This window comes from Streptomyces sp. NPDC058796 (assembly GCF_042745235.1).
GTDB lineage: Bacteria > Actinomycetota > Actinomycetes > Streptomycetales > Streptomycetaceae > Streptomyces.
In genome coordinates this window covers 190,671-207,562 of the sequence record NZ_JBHYOP010000010.1, presented here as the reverse complement: position 1 = coordinate 207,562, position 16,892 = coordinate 190,671, and the positions used below count along the sequence as shown (strand labels likewise).

At 73.5% G+C, this 16,892-nt stretch carries 13 protein-coding genes and 1 pseudogene; 10 read left to right on the top strand and 4 right to left on the bottom strand.

Going from position 1 to position 16,892, the window contains the following annotated elements; all coding sequences use genetic code 11:
• The first annotated feature begins 62 nt into the window (after positions 1-62).
• Genes ACFW47_RS25300 through ACFW47_RS25285 form a run of 4 tightly spaced genes read left to right on the top strand, consistent with a single transcriptional unit; the run spans position 63 to position 6,122 of the window.
• Positions 63-884 carry an ABC transporter ATP-binding protein gene (locus tag ACFW47_RS25300; RefSeq protein WP_386284064.1) on the top strand — a complete coding sequence of 274 codons (822 nt, stop codon included), beginning with the start codon at positions 63-65 and terminating at the stop codon, positions 882-884.
• Positions 881-3,397: an ABC transporter permease gene (locus tag ACFW47_RS25295; RefSeq protein WP_386307217.1), complete on the top strand. Its 2,517-nt coding sequence runs from the start codon at positions 881-883 to the stop codon at positions 3,395-3,397. The genes ACFW47_RS25300 and ACFW47_RS25295 overlap by 4 nt, the downstream gene beginning before the upstream one ends.
• 37 nt (positions 3,398-3,434) lie before the next feature.
• Entirely contained in the window at positions 3,435-4,904 is a 1,470-nt protein-coding gene (locus ACFW47_RS25290; RefSeq protein WP_386307216.1) for an MFS transporter, read from the top strand.
• 3 nt (positions 4,905-4,907) lie between these two features.
• Entirely contained in the window at positions 4,908-6,122 is a 1,215-nt protein-coding gene (locus ACFW47_RS25285; RefSeq protein WP_386307214.1) for an FAD-dependent monooxygenase, read from the top strand.
• Between the two features lie 6 nt (positions 6,123-6,128).
• Here the strand turns inward: ACFW47_RS25285 and ACFW47_RS25280 are convergent, their stop codons facing one another.
• Both ACFW47_RS25280 and ACFW47_RS25275 read right to left on the bottom strand, forming a co-directional pair.
• Positions 6,129-6,524: a LacI family DNA-binding transcriptional regulator gene (locus ACFW47_RS25280; RefSeq protein WP_386307213.1), complete on the bottom strand. Its 396-nt coding sequence runs from the start codon at positions 6,522-6,524 to the stop codon at positions 6,129-6,131.
• 34 nt (positions 6,525-6,558) lie between these two features.
• Entirely contained in the window at positions 6,559-7,044 is a 486-nt protein-coding gene (locus ACFW47_RS25275; RefSeq protein WP_386307212.1) for a VOC family protein, read from the bottom strand.
• A 314-nt stretch (positions 7,045-7,358) separates the two neighbouring features.
• Here ACFW47_RS25275 and ACFW47_RS25270 point away from each other — a divergent pair, with 314 nt between their 5' ends.
• The 3 genes and pseudogenes from ACFW47_RS25270 to ACFW47_RS25260 all read left to right on the top strand — a co-directional run bounded on the left by ACFW47_RS25270 (position 7,359) and on the right by ACFW47_RS25260 (position 11,426).
• On the top strand, positions 7,359-8,657 hold the full coding sequence (locus ACFW47_RS25270; protein WP_386307211.1) for an MFS transporter: 1,299 nt from the start codon (positions 7,359-7,361) through the stop codon (positions 8,655-8,657).
• A gap of 19 nt (positions 8,658-8,676) precedes the next feature.
• Positions 8,677-9,237, top strand: a pseudogene (locus ACFW47_RS25265) (aldo/keto reductase); the annotation flags it as partial.
• Between the two features lie 404 nt (positions 9,238-9,641).
• Positions 9,642-11,426: a beta-ketoacyl-[acyl-carrier-protein] synthase family protein gene (locus ACFW47_RS25260; protein WP_386307209.1), complete on the top strand. Its 1,785-nt coding sequence runs from the start codon at positions 9,642-9,644 to the stop codon at positions 11,424-11,426.
• Between the two features lie 34 nt (positions 11,427-11,460).
• Here ACFW47_RS25260 and ACFW47_RS25255 read toward each other — a convergent pair whose 3' ends face one another.
• Positions 11,461-12,072 carry a TetR/AcrR family transcriptional regulator gene (locus tag ACFW47_RS25255; RefSeq protein ID WP_386307208.1) on the bottom strand — a complete coding sequence of 204 codons (612 nt, stop codon included), beginning with the start codon at positions 12,070-12,072 and terminating at the stop codon, positions 11,461-11,463.
• A gap of 118 nt (positions 12,073-12,190) precedes the next feature.
• On the opposite strand from ACFW47_RS25255, the gene ACFW47_RS25250 reads away from it, so the two are divergent.
• The 3 genes from ACFW47_RS25250 (at position 12,191) to ACFW47_RS25240 (ending at position 15,920) form a co-directional block, all read left to right on the top strand.
• Positions 12,191-13,144, top strand: a complete 954-nt coding sequence (locus ACFW47_RS25250) for an NAD(P)-dependent alcohol dehydrogenase (RefSeq protein WP_386307304.1) — start codon at positions 12,191-12,193, stop codon at positions 13,142-13,144.
• A 476-nt stretch (positions 13,145-13,620) separates the two neighbouring features.
• Positions 13,621-14,931 carry a phytase gene (locus ACFW47_RS25245; RefSeq protein ID WP_386307207.1) on the top strand — a complete coding sequence of 437 codons (1,311 nt, stop codon included), beginning with the start codon at positions 13,621-13,623 and terminating at the stop codon, positions 14,929-14,931.
• 62 nt (positions 14,932-14,993) lie between these two features.
• Positions 14,994-15,920, top strand: coding sequence for an NAD-dependent protein deacetylase (locus ACFW47_RS25240; RefSeq protein WP_386307206.1), 927 nt, complete (start codon positions 14,994-14,996; stop codon positions 15,918-15,920).
• A gap of 12 nt (positions 15,921-15,932) precedes the next feature.
• Here the strand turns inward: ACFW47_RS25240 and ACFW47_RS25235 are convergent, their stop codons facing one another.
• Entirely contained in the window at positions 15,933-16,742 is an 810-nt protein-coding gene (locus ACFW47_RS25235; protein WP_386307303.1) for an endonuclease/exonuclease/phosphatase family protein, read from the bottom strand.
• Positions 16,743-16,892 lie beyond the last annotated feature (150 nt).

Genomic DNA, 16,892 nt, shown 5'->3' with positions numbered 1-16,892 from the left:
GGAGCGCAGCCGCCCTCGCACTCTTGATCCCGTCAGCACGGAAGATCACGAGAGGGCCGAAGATGAGGCTGCGCAGCACCAAGAGGCAGAAGGCGGACGACCGACCGGAGGAGGCGCCGGCCGCCACTCCCGGTCTCGCCGTCGAACTGCGCGGGGTCCGGCGGCAGTACGGGAGGGGCGCGGGCACCGTGCACGCGCTGGCGGGAGTCGACCTCGCCCTCCCGCGCGGCACGTTCACCGCCGTCATGGGCCCGTCCGGGTCCGGCAAGTCCACCTTCCTGCAGTGCGCCGCCGGGCTCGACCGGCCGTCGGCTGGTTCCGTGCGCCTCGGCGGTACGGAGATCACCGGCATGAGCGAGAACGAGCTGACCGAGCTGCGCCGCAGCCGCCTCGGCTTCGTCTTCCAGGCGTTCAACCTGCTGCCGTCGCTCACCGTGGAACAGAACGTCCTGCTGCCCATGCGCCTCGCCGGGCAGCGCCAGGACCGCGCCCGTGCCGCGGCAGTGCTGGCTCAGGTCGGGCTCGCCGACAAGGCGCGGCGCCGGCCCGGTGAGCTCTCCGGCGGTCAGCAGCAGCGCGTGGCCGTCGCCCGCGCCCTGGTCACCGCCCCCGACGTGGTGTTCGCGGACGAGCCCACCGGCGCCCTCGACACCGGCACCGCCGCCGAGGTCCTCGGCCTGCTCCGGCACGCGGTGGACACCCTCGGCGCCACCGTCGTCATGGTCACCCACGACCCGGCCGCGGCCGCCTGGGCCGACCGGGTGCTGTTCCTCGCCGACGGCGCCTTCGCCGACCACCTCGAGCGCGGCTCGGCGGAGCAGATCGCGGCCCGGATGACGGCACTCACCGGCCGTGCCCGGGCGATGGCGGGGGCGGCGGCATGAGCAAGTTCACTCCGAACGGCCTCGCTCGCGCGGCCGTTCGCTTCAAGCCCGCCTCGTTCACGGGCACGTTCGTCGCGCTGATGATGTCGGCGCTGATCGTCGCGGCCTGCGGCGTCCTGCTGGAGACCGGCCTCAGGGCGTCGGTGCCGGCGGAGCGGTACGCGAACGCGCCGGTCGTCGTGGCGGCCGACCAGTCGGCGCGGGTCGTCGCCGACACCATCGACGGCCCCGAGGAGACCGCGTACCCGCTGCCGGACACCGCCCGCGTGGACGTGGGGCTGGCGGCGAGGGCCGCCGAGGTGCCGGGCGCGGCCACCGCCGTCCCGGACTTCACCTTCCCGGTGCACCGGGGCGCCGCCTCGTCGAGCGCGCTCACCGGCCACGGCTGGGGCGCGCACACCTTCACCGGCAGCGAGCTCACCGACGGCGCCGCGCCGCAGACGGGCGAGGTCGTCCTCGGCGCCGACGCGGCCCGCGCGGCGGGGGCCAGCGTCGGCGACACCATCACGCTGGAAACGGCCGACGGCCGCGCCGGCTTCCGGGTGTCCGGGCTGGCCGAGGCCGGTCCGGGCGACACCGCGGAGGAAGGGGTGGGCGGGGCCACGGCCTGGTTCGCCGACGCCGAGGCGTCCGTGCTGGCGGGGCACCCCGGCAAGGCCGACGCCATCGCCGTCACGGCCGAGGACGGAGCCGGCCCCGGCGACCTCGCCGCCGCCGTCGAGAAGTCCCTGACGGGCTCCGGCGCGCGAGTGCTCACCGGTGACGACCGCGGCGAGGTCGAGGACCGCGGTCTGGCCTACGCCAAGGAGACGCTCTTCGCGGTCGGTGGCTCCTTCGGCGGTATCGCGACCCTGGTCGCGGTCTTCACCGCGGCCGGGACGGTCGCCCTCTCCGTCGGCCAGCGCTCCCGCGAGTTCGCGCTGCTGCGTGCCGTTGGTGCCACGCCGCGGCAGATCCGTCGCGCGGTCGCCGCCGAGGCGCTGCTGGTCGCCCCGCTCGCCGGGCTGCTCGGCTGTCTGCCCGGCATCGGGCTCGCGCACTGGTGGTTCGGGCAGATGCAGGACCGCGGGGCCGTCCCGGAGGCGGTCGACCTGCACGTCTCGGGGTTTCCGCTGCTCGCCGCCGTCGGGGTCGGCCTGCTCACGGCACTCGGCGCGGGCTGGACGGCCGGGCGCAGGCCCGCGAAGACCAGGCCGGGGCAGGCGCTGGCCGAAGCCTCGGTGGAGCGGCTGCGGCCGGGAGTCGTCCGCACCGTCCTCGGGCTGGGCGCGGTCGGTGGCGGCTCCGCACTCGCCGGCGTCGCCGCCTCCGCCGCCGGTTCCGACGCGGCCAACGCCTCCCTCGGTGTCGTGATGCTCTTCATGCTGGCCGTCGCTCTGCTCGGCCCGGTCCTGGCCCGGCTGTGCGCGGCGCTCTTCGGCCTGCTGCTGCGCGGCGGCGGCGCCTCCGCGTCGCTGGCCGCCGCCAACTCCCGCACCAACGCCCGTCGGCTGGCCTCCGCGATCACGCCGATCGTGCTGGCGATGGCCTTCGCCTCGACGCTCGTCTTCATGCACACGAGCGAGAGCCACGTGGCCTCGCAGCAGCTCCGCGAAGGCATCACGGCGGACCACGTGGTCACGAACCCGGCGGGCCTGCCCGCCGACGCCGCCGACCGGGCCGCCCGCGTCCCCGGCGTCGACGCGGCGGTGAGCCTGCTCGACACGCAGGTACTGGTGCCCGTCGAGGGCGGCGGCGAGACGTCGCTGCAGGGGACCGCGGCCCAGGGCGTCTCGGGCCCCGGCGCCCGGCTCGCCCAGGTGCAGGACCTGGACGTGCGCGGCGGCAGCCTGGAGCGGGTGGGTGAGGGCCGCATCGCCATCGACAAGACCCTCGCCACCGCGGCGAAGGTCGAGCTCGGCGACAAGCTGCCGCTCTACCTCCCCGACGGCACGAAGGCCGCCCCGGAAGTCGTCGCGGTCTACGGCCGCGGCCTGGGCCTGCCCGCGGTGACGATGGACCGCGCCTCGCTGGACGGGCACGTCACGTCGGCCTTCGCGGACACGCTGCTCGTCAGCGGCGGCGACGCCGGTCCGCTCGCCGCGCTCGGCGAGGTCACCGACGCCTCCGGGTACGCCGTCGCGCAGAACGTGGACCGGGAGTTCGGCGCCTGGGCCAACTACATGATGGCCGCCGTCCTGGGCGGCTTCGCCGCCGTCGCCGCCGTCAACACCCTGGTGATGACGGTCCTGGACCGCCGGCGTGAACTGGCCACGCTCCGCCTCGTCGGCTCCACCCGCCGCCAGGTGATGCGCATGCTGGGCTGGGAAAGCCTGCTGGTGTCGGCGGCGGGCGTGGCCCTGGGCACCGCCATCGCCATGATCACGCTGACCCCGATGATGCGCGGCCTGACGGGCGAACTCCCGTACGTGCCCCCGTTGCTGTACGCCGCGTTCGCCGCGGCCGCGGTGTCCCTCGGACTCGTCGCCGTGACCCTCCCGGCCCGCGCCGCACTGCGTGACCGCAATGTCTGAGACCGCCCGCGGCAGCACCTCCGACAAGGAGCCAGCCATGCAGCAGAGCAGGACCGGAAGCACGGACCCCGCACGTACGGACGCCGGACGGCACACGAGGTGGAGCGGACGGCTCGTCGGCCTGGTGGCCGTCCTGGCCCTGGTGAACTTCGTGGTCGACTCGGCCATCACCGCCCCGCTGGTCGTCCTCCCGGAGATGCTCGACCATTTCGGCACCGGCCAGGCGGCGTGGCTCAACGCCACCGCGATGCTGGCGGGTGTGCTGTGGGCGCCCCTGCTGGGAAAGGCCGCCGACCTCCACGGCAGGCGCAGGGTGCTGGTCCTGGCACTGCTCCTGAGCTGCGCGGGGGCCCTGCTGTGTGCCGTGACGCCCGGCCTCTGGCTGTTCGTGCCGGGACGCGTGCTGCAGGGGGCGGCCCTGGCCACGGTCTTCCTCTCCGTGGCGATGGTCCGGGGGCTCTGCGCGCCCCGCATCGCGATGATCGTCGTGGGCATCGTGACCTCCGGCTCCGCGGTCCTCAACATCGCGTCGCGTTTCGTCATCGAGGACCTGGCCGAGCGGTTCGGCTTCCAGATCCTCTTCCTCGTGTCGGCCCTCGTCGCGGCCGCGATGGCAATCTGCGTGCACCACGTCCTCCCGGAGGCCCCGGCCAGGACGCCGGGCAGGCTCGACGTCGCTGGTGCCCTCCTCCTCGGCGGGGGTCTCGCCGGCGTACTCGGCTACGTCAGTCTCGGCTCGGACCTCGGCTGGCTCACCCCTGTTCCGCTGGCCCTCCTCGTCGGCGGCGTGGCGGCACTGGCCAGGTGGTTCCTGGTCTCCAGCCGGAAGCCCGACCCTCTGATCGACGTCAGGAACCTCGGCGGCCCCTTGGTGCTCACGCTCCTCGTGGTCTTCCTCGCCGCGGGTTCGTACCAGAGCGTGCTGCAGCTCATCCCCCTCATAGGTGACGTGCCGGCGGATCAGAGACTCGGCTACGGACTGGCCGGCCAGGGGTCGGTGGCGCTGCTCCTCGCGGCGCCGGGACTCGGCGTCACGCTCGGGGGCCCGTCGGCCGGATGGCTCGCCGCACGCGTCGGACCGGCCCGGACACTCGCCGGCGCCATCTTGCTCGGAACGGTGGTGACCGTCGGGATGTTCGCCGGGGTGTCACGGCTTCCCGTGGCGCTCTGCTGCGGCTTCCTGCTGGGTGTCGCGGTGGGAGCGCTCGGGACGTCCGGATTCAACATGGCGGGGAGCCTGGCTCCCCCCGAACGGCAGGGCATCGTCTCCAGCCTGGTCATGGTCATGGTCTCGATGGGGTCGGTGGTGCTGAACTTCGCGGGTGCCGCCGTGCTCGAGTCCACGTCGGTGGTCGTCGGCGGAGAGACGACGAACTCGGCCACGGGTGTGTTCAGTTACCTCGCGATCGCTTCCGCCGCGTTCGCGGCAGCCGCGGTGCTGGCCCTCGTGCTCGTACGAAGCGGCGCCCGCCTCATCCCGGTATCCCGTCACAGCAAGGAGAGCTGACACATGGTCATGGGAACAGCGACGAAGGGCACCGTCCTGGTCTCCGGGGCGAGCATCGCGGGTCCCGCCGTGGCGTTCTGGCTGCGGCGGTACGGATTCGCGGTGACGGTGGTGGAGAAGTCCGCCGGGCTGCGCGCCGGCGGGTATCCGGTCGACGTGCGGGGCACCGCGGTGGAGGTGGCCCGCCGGATGGGGATCCTGCCGCAACTCCGGGAAGCGCACGTCGAGTCGCGCCGGTTGACCTTCCTGGACGCCGACGGCGGCGAGGCGGCGGTGGTGCATCCCCAGGCGGTGGCCGGCGGTGTCGAGGGCCGTGACGTCGAGGTGCGTCGCGGCGATCTGGCCGGGGCCCTGTACGGGGCCGTCCGTGACGAGGTGGAGTTCGTGTTCGACGACTCCGTCGAGGTGCTCACGGAGCATGAGCACGGTGTCGACGTCACCTTCCGCAGCGGCGTCCGGCGCAGCTTCGACCTGGTCCTGGGCGCGGACGGGCTGCACTCCCGTACCCGGGAGCTGGTGTGCGGCCCCGAGCAGCGGTTCCACCACTATCTGGGGTACTGCTTCACCGTCTTCACCATGCCCAACACCTTCGGCCTCTCCCACGAGGTGCTCATGTGGAACACCCCTGGGAGGGCCGCGGCGCTCTACGCCGTCGAGGACGCCGACGAGGTGCACGCCTTCCTCAACTTCGCGGGCCCGGAGCCCGGGTACGAGGTGCTCCGCGACCCCGAGGCCCAGCGTGACCTCGTGGCCACCACCTTCGCCGACGCCGGATGGGAGATCCCGGCCATGGTCGCCGCCATGCGCCGCGCGAGCGACCCGTTCTTCGACACCGTGAGCCAGATCCGCATGCCGCGCTGGTCCAGTGGCCGGACCGCGCTCGTGGGCGACGCCGCCTACGCCCCGTCGTTCCTGACCGGGCAGGGTTCCAGCCTCGCCCTCGTCGGTGCCTATGTGCTCGCCGCCTCGCTGGCCGCGCACCGTGACCACACCGCGGCCTTCGCCGCCTACGAAAGGGATCTGCGCGGATTCGTCGAACTGAACCAGGCACAGGTCACGGAAGGCGACGCGGCGCTCTTCCCCACCACCGCCGCGGCCCTCGAAAGGCGCAACGCAAGACTCCGCGCCCTCACCGCCTCGCCACCGGCCACCGGACGCCCGGCGCACACCGCCCTCACACTGCCCGAACCCGTCCAGAGCGGTCCCAGCGACCGCTGACCCTCGTCACCGGGCCGCACGGCGCTCCGGGGCGGCGGGTCCCCTCGCCCCGGCCGGTCCGTAGAGGACGGCGGTGCGGCCCGCCTCCGCGAGGGCCTGCCGAAGGTCGGCGCAGGCCTGCGCGAACAGCGGCCCCAAGGTCACCGCGGGTGCGGTGAGCAGCACGATCCCGCTGCGCCCGGCCCGCGGGGCCCGCGCCACGGCGTGCGGCCCGCCGCCGAGCTGCCGGGCCGCTTCCCGCACCCTGTGCCGGGTGGCATCACTGCCCCGGCCGCCCTCGGTGTCGTTGAGGACGCAGGAGACGGCGGCCCGGGACACCCCCGCGGCGCGCGCGACTTCACCACTGGTGGGCGGGGTGCCGGCGGGGCGGGGCGAGGACGCGGAGGCCTCGCCGGCCGTCATCGCGGACGAGGCGTGCCGGATGCGGGACCGCGGGTCATCCGGCGGTGGCCAGGCGGCGCATGAGCTCCTCCTCCGAGACGTCCTCGACATGGGTCAGGAAGACCCACATGTGTCCCGAGGGGTCTCTGAGGACCACGGTGCGATCCCCGTGGAACATGTCCGTCGGCGGCTGGAGGATCTCGGCACCCGCGGCCTCCGCACGCCGCGCCAGGCTGTCGACGTCCGGCACGAAGACGTGCAGCGTCACCGACGTGCCTCCGCCGAGCGCGGCCGGCGAGCGGAAGTCGCCGAACTCCGCTCCGCCCGCACCGGCGTCTCCCAGCATCAGGGACGAGCGTCCGACGGTGATCTCTGCATGAAGGACGCCGCCGCTGGGAGCCTCGATCCTGAACTCCTCGTGGGCGCCGAACGCCTGCTCGTAGAAGTCGATCGCGGCGGCCGCGTCGTCGACCATGATGTGCGGGATCACGGCGTAGCGGTAGCGGTCGGGGATCTCGATGGGTTCCGTGCGCTCTGCCATGGCGTATCTCCTCGGACGGTGCCACCGGTCGGTCCCGCGGCTCTGGAACGAACCTAGAAGCTCAAGTCCGCTCAAGGTCAAGCGGCCACCGGCGAGGGCGGGTTAGTGTGTACGCCGAGAGTGACCGGGAGGAGCGGAGCATGGTCGGTCGTCCGAGCACGCGTTGACGTTCGAGGCCGTGAACGGCCCGTCATCGCGTGCTGCTCGTACCACGCGGCACAGCGAGCCTTCCTCTCCCGCTGCCCGAATCGGCCGGCTCTTCCTGTCGTGTGCCGGTCGGCGGGTCTCGTCTTCGGTCTTCCGAGGGGTCCTCCGTGCCGTGCGCTTCCTCCACCTCGTCCGATTCCGGTCCCTCTCCCGCCTCACGTCTGTGGCGGGACGGCGACTTCCGCATGCTCTGGCTCGGCCAGACGTCCTCCCAGCTGGGTGAGCACGCGACGCTGGTGATTCTGCCGCTCTTCGCCGTCCTGACGCTCGATGCCGGTGCCGGTCAGTTGGGCGTCCTGCGCGCGGTGGGACAGGCACCGGTCCTGCTGCTGTCGCTCTTCGCGGGCGCGTGCGTCGACAGATGGCGGACCCGCACGGTGATGGTCCTGACGGACGCGGGCCGGGCGCTGGCGCTGGGCGCGGCCGCCGTGGCCGGTCTCCTCGGCGGGCTCGGTCTGCCGGCGCTGCTCGTGGTGGCCCTCGCCGTAGGGGCTCTCTCCGTGTTCTTCGACGTGGCCTACCAGGCGTCGCTGGTCCGGCTGGTGCGGCGCGACCAGCTGGTGCGCGGCAACAGCGCGCTGGAGGGCAGCCGGTCCGCAGCGCAGATCGGCGGTCCCGCCCTCGGCGGCGCGTTGGTGTCCGTGCTGTCGGCTCCGGCCGCCGCCGCTTTTGGTGCGGTCTTCTTCACCCTGTCGTTCCTGTCGATCCGGCGGATCGGCCGCCACGAGTCCGTCCCGGTGCGCCCGGAAGGTCCTCCTCGGGTCCGGCGGCGCATCCGTGAGGGCCTCCGCTTCGTCGCGGGCGACGCCTGGTTGCGGGCCGTCTGCCTTGCGTCGGCCGCGTTCCAGCTCTTCTTCTCGGCCGTGATGACCGTCTATCTCCTGCATCTGCCACGGGAACTGCACCTGTCGGGCACCGCCATGGGCCTGGCACTCGCGGCGACGGGGCCGGGCGCGCTGCTGGGGTCACTGCTGGCCGCCCGGCTGCCCGGCCGTTTCGGGCACGGCGCCGTCCTCGTGTCCGCGGCGGCGATCGGTGACGGCGTCTTCCTGCTCGTGCCCGCGCTGCACGGCGGTTCCGCCCTGACGGTTCCCGCGCTCGTCGCGGTCAACTTGGTGTTCGGGGCCTTCGGCCAGCTGGTGAACGTCACGGTCATGGCCGTGAGGCAGGCCGTCACTCCGGACGGCATGCAAGGACGCGCCGCCGCGACGATCACCTTCGTCGGCATGGGGCTGACCCCGCTCGGCTCGCTGCTCGGCGGGTGTCTCGCCGAGGCGTGGGGGACGCGCACCGGCCTGCTGGCCGCCGCGGCGGGCATGCTGCTGTCGCCGGCGCTGATGGCCCTGTCCCCACTGACCCGTGTGGGACGGACCCTTCCCGTTCCGCCCGAGGCCCCCGGCCCGTGACGAGAGGGAGGGACCGCACGTGGCAACGACTGTGTCGCGTATCGCCGGGGACCTGGACGTGCGGAGGCTCGGGTTCGGGACCATGCATCTGCCGACGGAACCGGGCCGGGCCCGCGCGGCCTCGGTGGCGGTGGCCCGGCGGGCCGTCGAGTTGGGCGTCACGCTCGTCGACACCGCGTATCTGTACGGCGGGGGCGCCAACGAGGAACCGCTGGCCGAGGCGCCGCATCCCTGGCCGGACGGGCTACTCGTCACCACCAAGGTCGGTGTCGCCCGCTCGGGGCCGTCGGGCGAGTGGAAGCTCGACGGGCGGCCTTCCGTGCTGCGGGAGCAGGTCGAGCGGGCGCTGCGCCGACTGCGCGTCGAGCGGATCGGGCTGCTTCAGCTGCACCGCGTCGATCCGGATACGCCCCTCGCCGATCAGCTCGGGGCGCTGCGGGAGCTGCGGGCCGAAGGCAAGATCGGGCGGATCGGGCTGTCCGAGGTCACGGTCGACGAACTCGAGCGGGCCCGCCGGATCGTCGGGATCGCCAGTGTGCAGAACCGCTACAACCTGCTGGACCGCGAGCACGAGCCCGTAGGACCACCTGGAGGAGAACCTCGCCGCCGAACGCCTCCACCTGACACCGGCTCATCGCAGGCGGCTGGACCGTTTGTCGGAGGCCTGACCGGTGCAACGGCTCAGCGCTCCGGCAGGTGAACGACCGGGCACCCCTCGACCGGCCCGTTGACGGCGGTCGAGCTCGTCCACCGGCCTGTCCCTCACCGACGACGGTTTTCGTGACCTTTCACACAGAGCCCTCCCGACGGGTCAACTCCCCTGTCCCGCATGGGACTTGCTCCCTGTGTCACACGTCACCCAACTGGTAGAACGGAACAAAACGGACATGTCTTAAGTTCAACAATGGCCGGTTCGCACTTCGTACAGAACACTCATAAACGCTTCCAGTACGACAGTTCGGACCAAAGAGAGCATGCTCGGACATGACCCACTGCCCCGAAACGCCTGAAGTACCGATACGCCCCTACCCGGTCACCGCCGCCGAGGTCGTCCCCGGCGATCTGCTCGCCCTGTCCCCCGAGGACGCGGCCGAGAACCGGTGGTACGTGGTCACGCACACCCAGCCCGCCTCCCCGGAGGTGATCCTCGTCGCGCTACGGCCCCCGCTGGGCGGGGTGGACCACGAGGAGGAGCTGCGGCGCGAGCAGCGGGTGACCGTCGCCGGGCGGCGGCTCGACGTGTCCGCTGTGCCGCTGGTGAGCTCGCCCGCCCTCGACGACGTGGAATTCCACGACGGCGACCGGGTGACCCGTCTCCGCGCCGTCGATCCGCAGGCCCGGCAGGTGACGTACGTCCGGCGCTGGGGCGCCTGGCACCGGGGCCCGGACTCGGACTCGGACGGCGGCGTGACCGACACCGACGTACGCCGGTGGGCCGCCGTGGCCGACCGCGAGGGCGAGGTCGTACGGCATGAGCCGCGCCCCGCGCGGGAGGCCCGGGCGGCCGGAGAGCGGCGCGTCGTCGTCACCGGGCTCGGCGCCGTCACCCCGCTGGGCGTGGGCACCGGCGAGTTGTGGCACGGGCTTCTCGAAGGGCGGCACGGCATACGGGAGTTGGCGGACGACGAGTTCGACGGACTGCCGGTGCGGATCGCCGGGACCGTGCCGGTGGACCCGGCCGGGCTGCTGCCCCGGCAGGCGGCGCGCCGGATGAACCGCGCCGCGCAGTTCGCCGTGCTGGCCGCGCGCGAGGCCTGGGCCGACGCCGGTTACCAGGACGGCGGCACCCGCGAGAGCGGGCTCGACCCGGAGCGGGTCGGAGTGAGCCTCGGCGCCATCCTCGGGGACGCGTCGGTGCTCGTCGGCGGGGACCGGAAACTGCGGGAGAAGGGGCCGCGCGGCGTCTCCCCGCTCACCACGCCCATGACGGTCCCCTCGCAGGCGGCCTCGCAGGTCTCGCTCGACCTGCACATCACCGGCGAGGCGCGCACCGTCACCAGCGCGTGCGCCTCCGGCACCGAGGCGATCGGGCAGGCCGTCGACCGCATCCGGTACGGCCGGGTCGACGTGGCCCTCGCGGGCGGTGCCGAGGCGGTGGTCACACCGGCGATCATGGCGTCCTTCGCCGCCATGCGGGCACTGGCCGAGGGTGACCCGTCGGCGGGTTCGCCCTCGCGCCCGTTCGCCAAGGGCCGCGACGGCTTCGTCAACGCGGAGGGGGCGGGAATACTCGTCCTGGAGTCCGAGGAGCACGCCCGTGCCCGCGGGGCGCGCGTCTACTGCGAGGCGGCCGGCTGGGGGCTGTCCGCCGACGCCCACCACGTCGCGGCGCCGGATCCGTCCGGCGACGGCATCGCTCTCGCGCTGCGGCGGGCGGTGGGGGACGCCGGGGCCCGCCTCGATGACGTCGTCCACGTCAACGCCCACGCCACGGCCACGGTCGACGGCGATCTCGCCGAGGCACGGGCCGTGCGCGGCGTGCTGGGGCGACGTGAGGTACCGGTCACGGCGCTCAAGGGCCACCTGGGACACCTCCAGGGCGCCGCGGGCGGAGTCGAGGCCGTCGCCGCGGTGCTCACGCTGCACCACGGGGTGGTGCCTCCCACGGTCGGCTGCGCCGAGCTCGACGACGCGGTCGATCTCGACCTCGTACGCGGCGAGCCGCGGACCCTGCCGGGTGCGGGCGACCTCGTCCTGAGCAACTCCTTCGGCTTCGGCGGCCACAACGCGGTGCTGGCTCTGCGCCGGGTGGGCCGGCCGTCGCGGTAGGGAGGAGCCCGCGCCCCTCCGCCGGCCGCGGGACTCACTGCGCCGGAGCGTGCAGGTGTGTCAGGCCGAGGCCGGTCGGCGGCGGCAGTGCCGCCCGTCCGGGGCCGACGCGGAACGCGTCGAGGAGCAGACCGACGAGCCGTCTGGACGCGGCTCCGGGGTCGGGGGTCCCGGACAGCGCGCTGTTGGCGAGCAGCAGCACGGTGATGTCGGACGGGTGGAAGTCCGGCCGCAGCTTCCCGGCTCCCTGCGCCCGTCGCACGAGGGTCGCGAAGCCGCGCTCCCCGTCCAGGCGGCGGCGGGAATGGTCCGCGGCCCGCTCCGGGAAGGCGTTGAGGAAGGCGGTGGTGAAGCCCCGCTCAGCCGCCTGCAAGGCGCAGATCTTCTCGATCACGTGGCAGAAGCCGCGCCACGGGTCGGGGTCGTCCAGCGCCTCGTCCAGTGCGGCCGTGCAGGCCTCGACCTGCTCGGCGAACACCTCCCGGACCAGGTCGTCGCGGGTCGGGAAGCGCCGGTAGAGCGTGGCGACACCCACTTTCGCCCTGCGGGCGATGACCGACATCGGCACGTCCACGCCGTCCCGGGTGAAGACCTCCTGGGCGGCTTCGAGGATCTGTCGCCGGTTGCGCCGCGCGTCGGCGCGCAACCGAGAGGATTTCCCGTCGATCCCTCTCACCTCCGGCACAAGTGGACGCCAGCTTCCACTTGGCATCGTACGTTCGACGGCGAGAGCCATGACGAACGAGGTGCAGACAGTGTCCGAGATGATGCGAGCCGCGATGTACGACCGCTTCGGTGGTCCCGAGGTGCTCTACGTGGGGAAGGCGCCGAAGCCCGCGCCGGGACCCGGTGAGGTCCTGGTGAGGGTCCGGGCGACCAGCGTCAACGGTGGTGAGCTGCTGGCCCGCGCGGGCCGCGTGCGCCTGGTCACCGGACGGAAGTTCCCCCAGCGGACGGGACTCGACTTCGCCGGGGAGGTCGTGGCGCTCGGCGCGGCCGTCACCGGTCCCGCGGTGGGCGACCGCGTGTGGGGCATCATGCCCCGGGCCTCCGGCTTCGGCAGCGCCGCCGAGTACGTGGCCGTCCGCGCGCGTCAGCTGGGCCGGGTACCGAAGGGACTCGACCTGGTCGAGGCGGCGGCGCTGCCCGCGGGTACCACCGCGATCACGGCGCTGCGCGACAAGGCTCGGCTCCGCCCCGGAGAGCGCCTTCTCGTACGCGGCGCCGCGGGCGGCGTCGGTCATGTCGCCGTCCAGCTGGGCAGGGCGATGGGAGCGCACGTCACCGGGCTGGCCCGCGCGGACAACCTCGCCCTCGTCCGCGACCTCGGCGCCGACGAGGTCCACGACTACCGTGCCACCGGCCCGGCCGGCCTCGGCCGGTACGACGTGGTCCTCGACACCGTGGGCAAGGACGTCGAGGCGCACCGCCGGCTGCTCACTCCCGCCGGCCGCATGGTGTCCATCGCCTTCGACATCGAACGCCCGGCCGCCTCCCTCGGCCACCTCCTGGCCAGTGCCGTGCACGGCCGCCGCCGGGTGCGCTTCTTCAGCGGCAACCCGAGGACCGCGCTCTTCAACGACCTCGCGGCCCGTGTGACGGACGGCGCGATCCGGCCGGTCGTGGACACCGTGTTCCCGCTCGAGGAGATCGGGGCGGCCCATCGGGCGCTGGAAGCGGGAGGCGTGCGGGGCAAGTTCGTCGTGCGGATCGACTGACGGGTCACGCCGATCTGAGGAGGTTGTTGTAGAGGCGCCTGAGGTGTTTGGCCACCGGGCACCTCGCGCCGTCCGCCTCGCACTGGCGGCAGGTCCGAAGGTGGGTCTCGTAGTCCTCGCGCGCCTGCCCGAGACGGTCGTACGACGGATTCATCCGACTTCTTTCTGTGTTCGTCCGGGCACCCGCGGTCACGGGTGCGCGGAAGCGGGGAGCCGCCTCAAGGGGGCCTGTGAGGGGCGGAGACCAACTTTGATCTTGTTACTTGCAGTACAGCAAGCCGGGCCGGCCATCGTGCCCGCGCGGACCGTCCGGCGGGGCCCCGGGGACGGGCCGATCGCGCAGTGGAGAGCGGTGGGCGGCGCCGTTCACCTCGTGGCCGCTCGTCCGTCGCCGGCGGGTGGCCGACGCGACGCCGGACCTCCGCCTGACTTCGTGAGCATGTCACGCATACGCTCCCCGACTAAGGAGACCGTTCGTGCACGCGTTCCCGAAACGCTGTTCCGGTGCCGTCGCGGTGGCGGCGGCCCTGGTGTTCGCCGCCGCCGTCGCGGCCGTTCCCCCGGCGGGTGCGGCGGCGCAGGCCGCCCCGCCCGGAGTCGTCCCCCGCGCCGAGACCGAGGCGATGTTCGACGACGACGAGGGCGGGAACGCCAACGCCGACGACCCCGCGATCTGGCGCAACGCCGCCGACCCCGACGCCAGTCTCGTCATCGCCACGGCGAAGGAGGGCGGCCTCAGGGTCTACGACCTCGACGCACGGGAGGTGCAGTCGGTCCCCGCCCCGGCGGCGCCCGGCCCGGACCACGCCCCGGGCCGCTTCAACAATGTCGACCTGGTGCACGGCGTGTCCCTGGGCTCCGGCACCGCGGACCTGGCCGTCGTCAGCGACCGCGGCAGCGACAAGCTGCGCGTCTACCGCATCGACGGAGACCGGCCCGACGCCCCCCTCACCGATGTCACGGACGCCTCCGCGCCGTGGATCTTCTCCGCCTCCCAGGAGGAGGTCGACGGGGAGAGCACGGCGTACGGCCTGGCCACGTACACCGACTCCGCGACCGGCCGGTCGTACGCCGTCGTCAGCCAGAACGCGACCACCCGTGTCGCACTGCTGGAACTGACCCCGGCCCGCGGCGGCACGGTTTCCTACCGGAAGGTCCGCACTCTGGACCTGCCCGCCGCGTTCAGGATGCCCGACGGCACACGATGGACGCCCTGCGGCGACCCCGGGGAGGGGCCGCAGGTCGAGGGCATGGTCGTCGACCCGGAGACGGGAACGCTCTTCGCCGGACAGGAGGACGTCGGCATCTGGCGCCTGCCGGCCGACCTGAGGGGCAGGCCGGTCCTCCAGGACAAGGTCCGCGAGTACGGCGTCCCCGCCCGCTACGACGCACCGTCCGACGAGTGCGTGGCGGGCGACGACCCCGGCTTCGGGGGCGAGCGCGTGTCCGCGGACGTCGAGGGCCTGACCCTGCTGAAGGAGGAGGACGGGGACGGCTACCTGCTCGCCTCCAGCCAGGGCGACGACACCTTCGTCGCCTACGACCGCGAACGGTCCGACGGCCACGAGTACGAGGGCGGCTTCCGGGTGACCGCGGCGTCCGAGGCGCTGGACGGCTCCGAGGAGTGCGACGGCGCGGACGCCCTCGCCGAGCCGCTCGGCTCCAGGTACCCGAACGGCCTGCTCGTCGTCCAGGACGGCCACATGGCCCCGGAGGACGGCGACCGGGAGGCCACCGGCTTCAAGTTCGTCGATCTCGCGGACGTCCTGGAGGCCCTCGACGACTGACGCTCGTACGGCGGCCCGGACCACCGCCTCTGCCCGGGCCGCCCGTTACGTACCCTTGCCGCATGCGCATGCGCCCCACTCTGAGCTGGACCCCGGGCGAGGACCTGCCGCCGGGCACCACGGACCTGCGGCCGGTCGCCGAGGCGGTGGGAGCCGGCGGGGTGCTCGTGCTCAGCGGTGCCGGTATCTCGACGGAGTCGGGCATTCCCGACTACCGGGGCGAGGGCGGGAGCCTGAGCCGGCACACTCCGATGACGTACCAGGACTTCACCGCCCATCCCCTGGCCCGGCGACGGTACTGGGCACGCAGCCACCTCGGCTGGCGCACCTTCGGCCGGGCCCGCCCCAACGCCGGGCACCGCGCCGTGGCCGCTTTCGGACGGCGGGGCCTGCTCTCGGGCGTGATCACCCAGAACGTCGACGGCCTGCACCAGGCGGCCGGCAGTGAGGACGTCGTGGAACTCCACGGCAGCCTGGACCGCGTCGTCTGCCTGACCTGCGGCACCTTCAGCCCGCGCCGCGAACTCGCCCGGCGGCTCGAGGAGGCCAATCCGGGCTTCGCCCCGGTGGCCGCGGGCATCAACCCGGACGGTGACGCCGACCTCACCGACGAACAGGTCGGGGACTTCCGGGTGGTGCCCTGCGCGGTCTGCGGCGGCGTGCTCAAACCGGACGTCGTCTTCTTCGGCGAGAACGTTCCGCCGGGGCGCGTGGAGCACTGCCGGACGCTGGTGCGGGAGGCGGCCTCGCTGCTGGTCCTGGGCTCGTCGCTGACGGTGATGTCCGGGCTGCGCTTCGTCCGTCAGGCGGCCGGGGCCGGGAAGCCGGTGCTGATCGTCAACCGCGACCCGACCCGCGGTGACCGGCACGCCCTCACCCGGGTCTCGCTCCCCCTGGGAGCGGCCCTCACCACCGTGGCGGACCGGCTGGGCATTCCCGCCGACGGCGACGGACCCGGCCGCCGGCCGGCGGCCCCGCCCGCGTCGTAGCCGCTGCCCGGTTCAGGCGTCCCGGGCCGGTACCACGTCCGTGTGCAGCAGGTGGTGGTCCGAGTACGCGGTGGGGTGCACGTGCTGTTCGACCGAGCCGACGCCGCGCAGGAAGACGTAGTCGAACCGGCTGTTCCAGTCGGTGGTCGGCTCACAGATGGCGGCCGGAGACGGGCGGCACTCGGCGTCCGAGCCGGCGGCCAGTGCCCACAGCGGGGAGAGTTCGGAGGCGTCCGGTACGGCGTTGAAGTCGCCCAGCACAATGGCGCGTTCATGGCGCTCGACGGCCGCGGCGAGCACTCCGGTCTGGTGTGCCCGGACCGGCTGCTGACGCCGGTGGGCGAGATGGGTGTTGAAGACCCGCACCGGGTGGCCGCCCACCACGGTGGTGACCGCCATGTAACCGCGGTCCTCGGAACCGCCCTCGGGGTACTCCACGCTGACGCGGTCGGTCATCGGTGACGCGGACAGGATCGCCTGCCCGAAGGCTCCCGGGTTCCACGGCGTTCCTCCGCAGCGGCCGCGCTTGCGCAGAACGGTTCCGTACTCGACGTGGTACGCCAGCCCGTAGAGGCTCCGCAGGTAGGCCCGGATCTGCTCGACGTCGCGCACGCACGCTTCCTGGAGGCCGATGACCTGCGGCGCGTAGGTGGCGATGTCCGCCGCCCGGTCGACGTTGCTCACCTCGCAGGGGTTGCAGATGTTCCACGTCATGACCCGGTTCGGCACGATGCCGTCGGCGGCGCCGACGGGCAGCGGCCTGGCCAGGAGGGCTCCGACCGGCGCGCTGGGACCGAGGAGCACGAGACAGGCGACGGTCATGACGCCCGCGAGCCACCGCGTCCCCCTTGCGAACACCGCCGCCCCCTCCCTTCACCGTGGCACCACGCACGGCATCCGACGTCTGCAGGCAGGAGACTACGGGAACGGGTCCGCGGCATCCCGGGGAGGGCGCGGAACGGCCGCGTGCCG

Coding starts and splice junctions, on each gene's coding strand:
- ACFW47_RS25300 (WP_386284064.1), top strand. CDS start 63: ATGAGGCTGCGCAGCACCAAGAGGCAGAAGGCGGACGACCGACCGGAG.
- ACFW47_RS25295 (WP_386307217.1), top strand. CDS start 881: ATGAGCAAGTTCACTCCGAACGGCCTCGCTCGCGCGGCCGTTCGCTTC.
- ACFW47_RS25290 (WP_386307216.1), top strand. CDS start 3,435: ATGCAGCAGAGCAGGACCGGAAGCACGGACCCCGCACGTACGGACGCC.
- ACFW47_RS25285 (WP_386307214.1), top strand. CDS start 4,908: ATGGTCATGGGAACAGCGACGAAGGGCACCGTCCTGGTCTCCGGGGCG.
- ACFW47_RS25280 (WP_386307213.1), bottom strand. CDS start 6,524: ATGACGGCCGGCGAGGCCTCCGCGTCCTCGCCCCGCCCCGCCGGCACC.
- ACFW47_RS25275 (WP_386307212.1), bottom strand. CDS start 7,044: ATGGCAGAGCGCACGGAACCCATCGAGATCCCCGACCGCTACCGCTAC.
- ACFW47_RS25260 (WP_386307209.1), top strand. CDS start 9,642: ATGACCCACTGCCCCGAAACGCCTGAAGTACCGATACGCCCCTACCCG.
- ACFW47_RS25250 (WP_386307304.1), top strand. CDS start 12,191: ATGATGCGAGCCGCGATGTACGACCGCTTCGGTGGTCCCGAGGTGCTC.
- ACFW47_RS25240 (WP_386307206.1), top strand. CDS start 14,994: ATGCGCATGCGCCCCACTCTGAGCTGGACCCCGGGCGAGGACCTGCCG.
- ACFW47_RS25235 (WP_386307303.1), bottom strand. CDS start 16,742: ATGACCGTCGCCTGTCTCGTGCTCCTCGGTCCCAGCGCGCCGGTCGGA.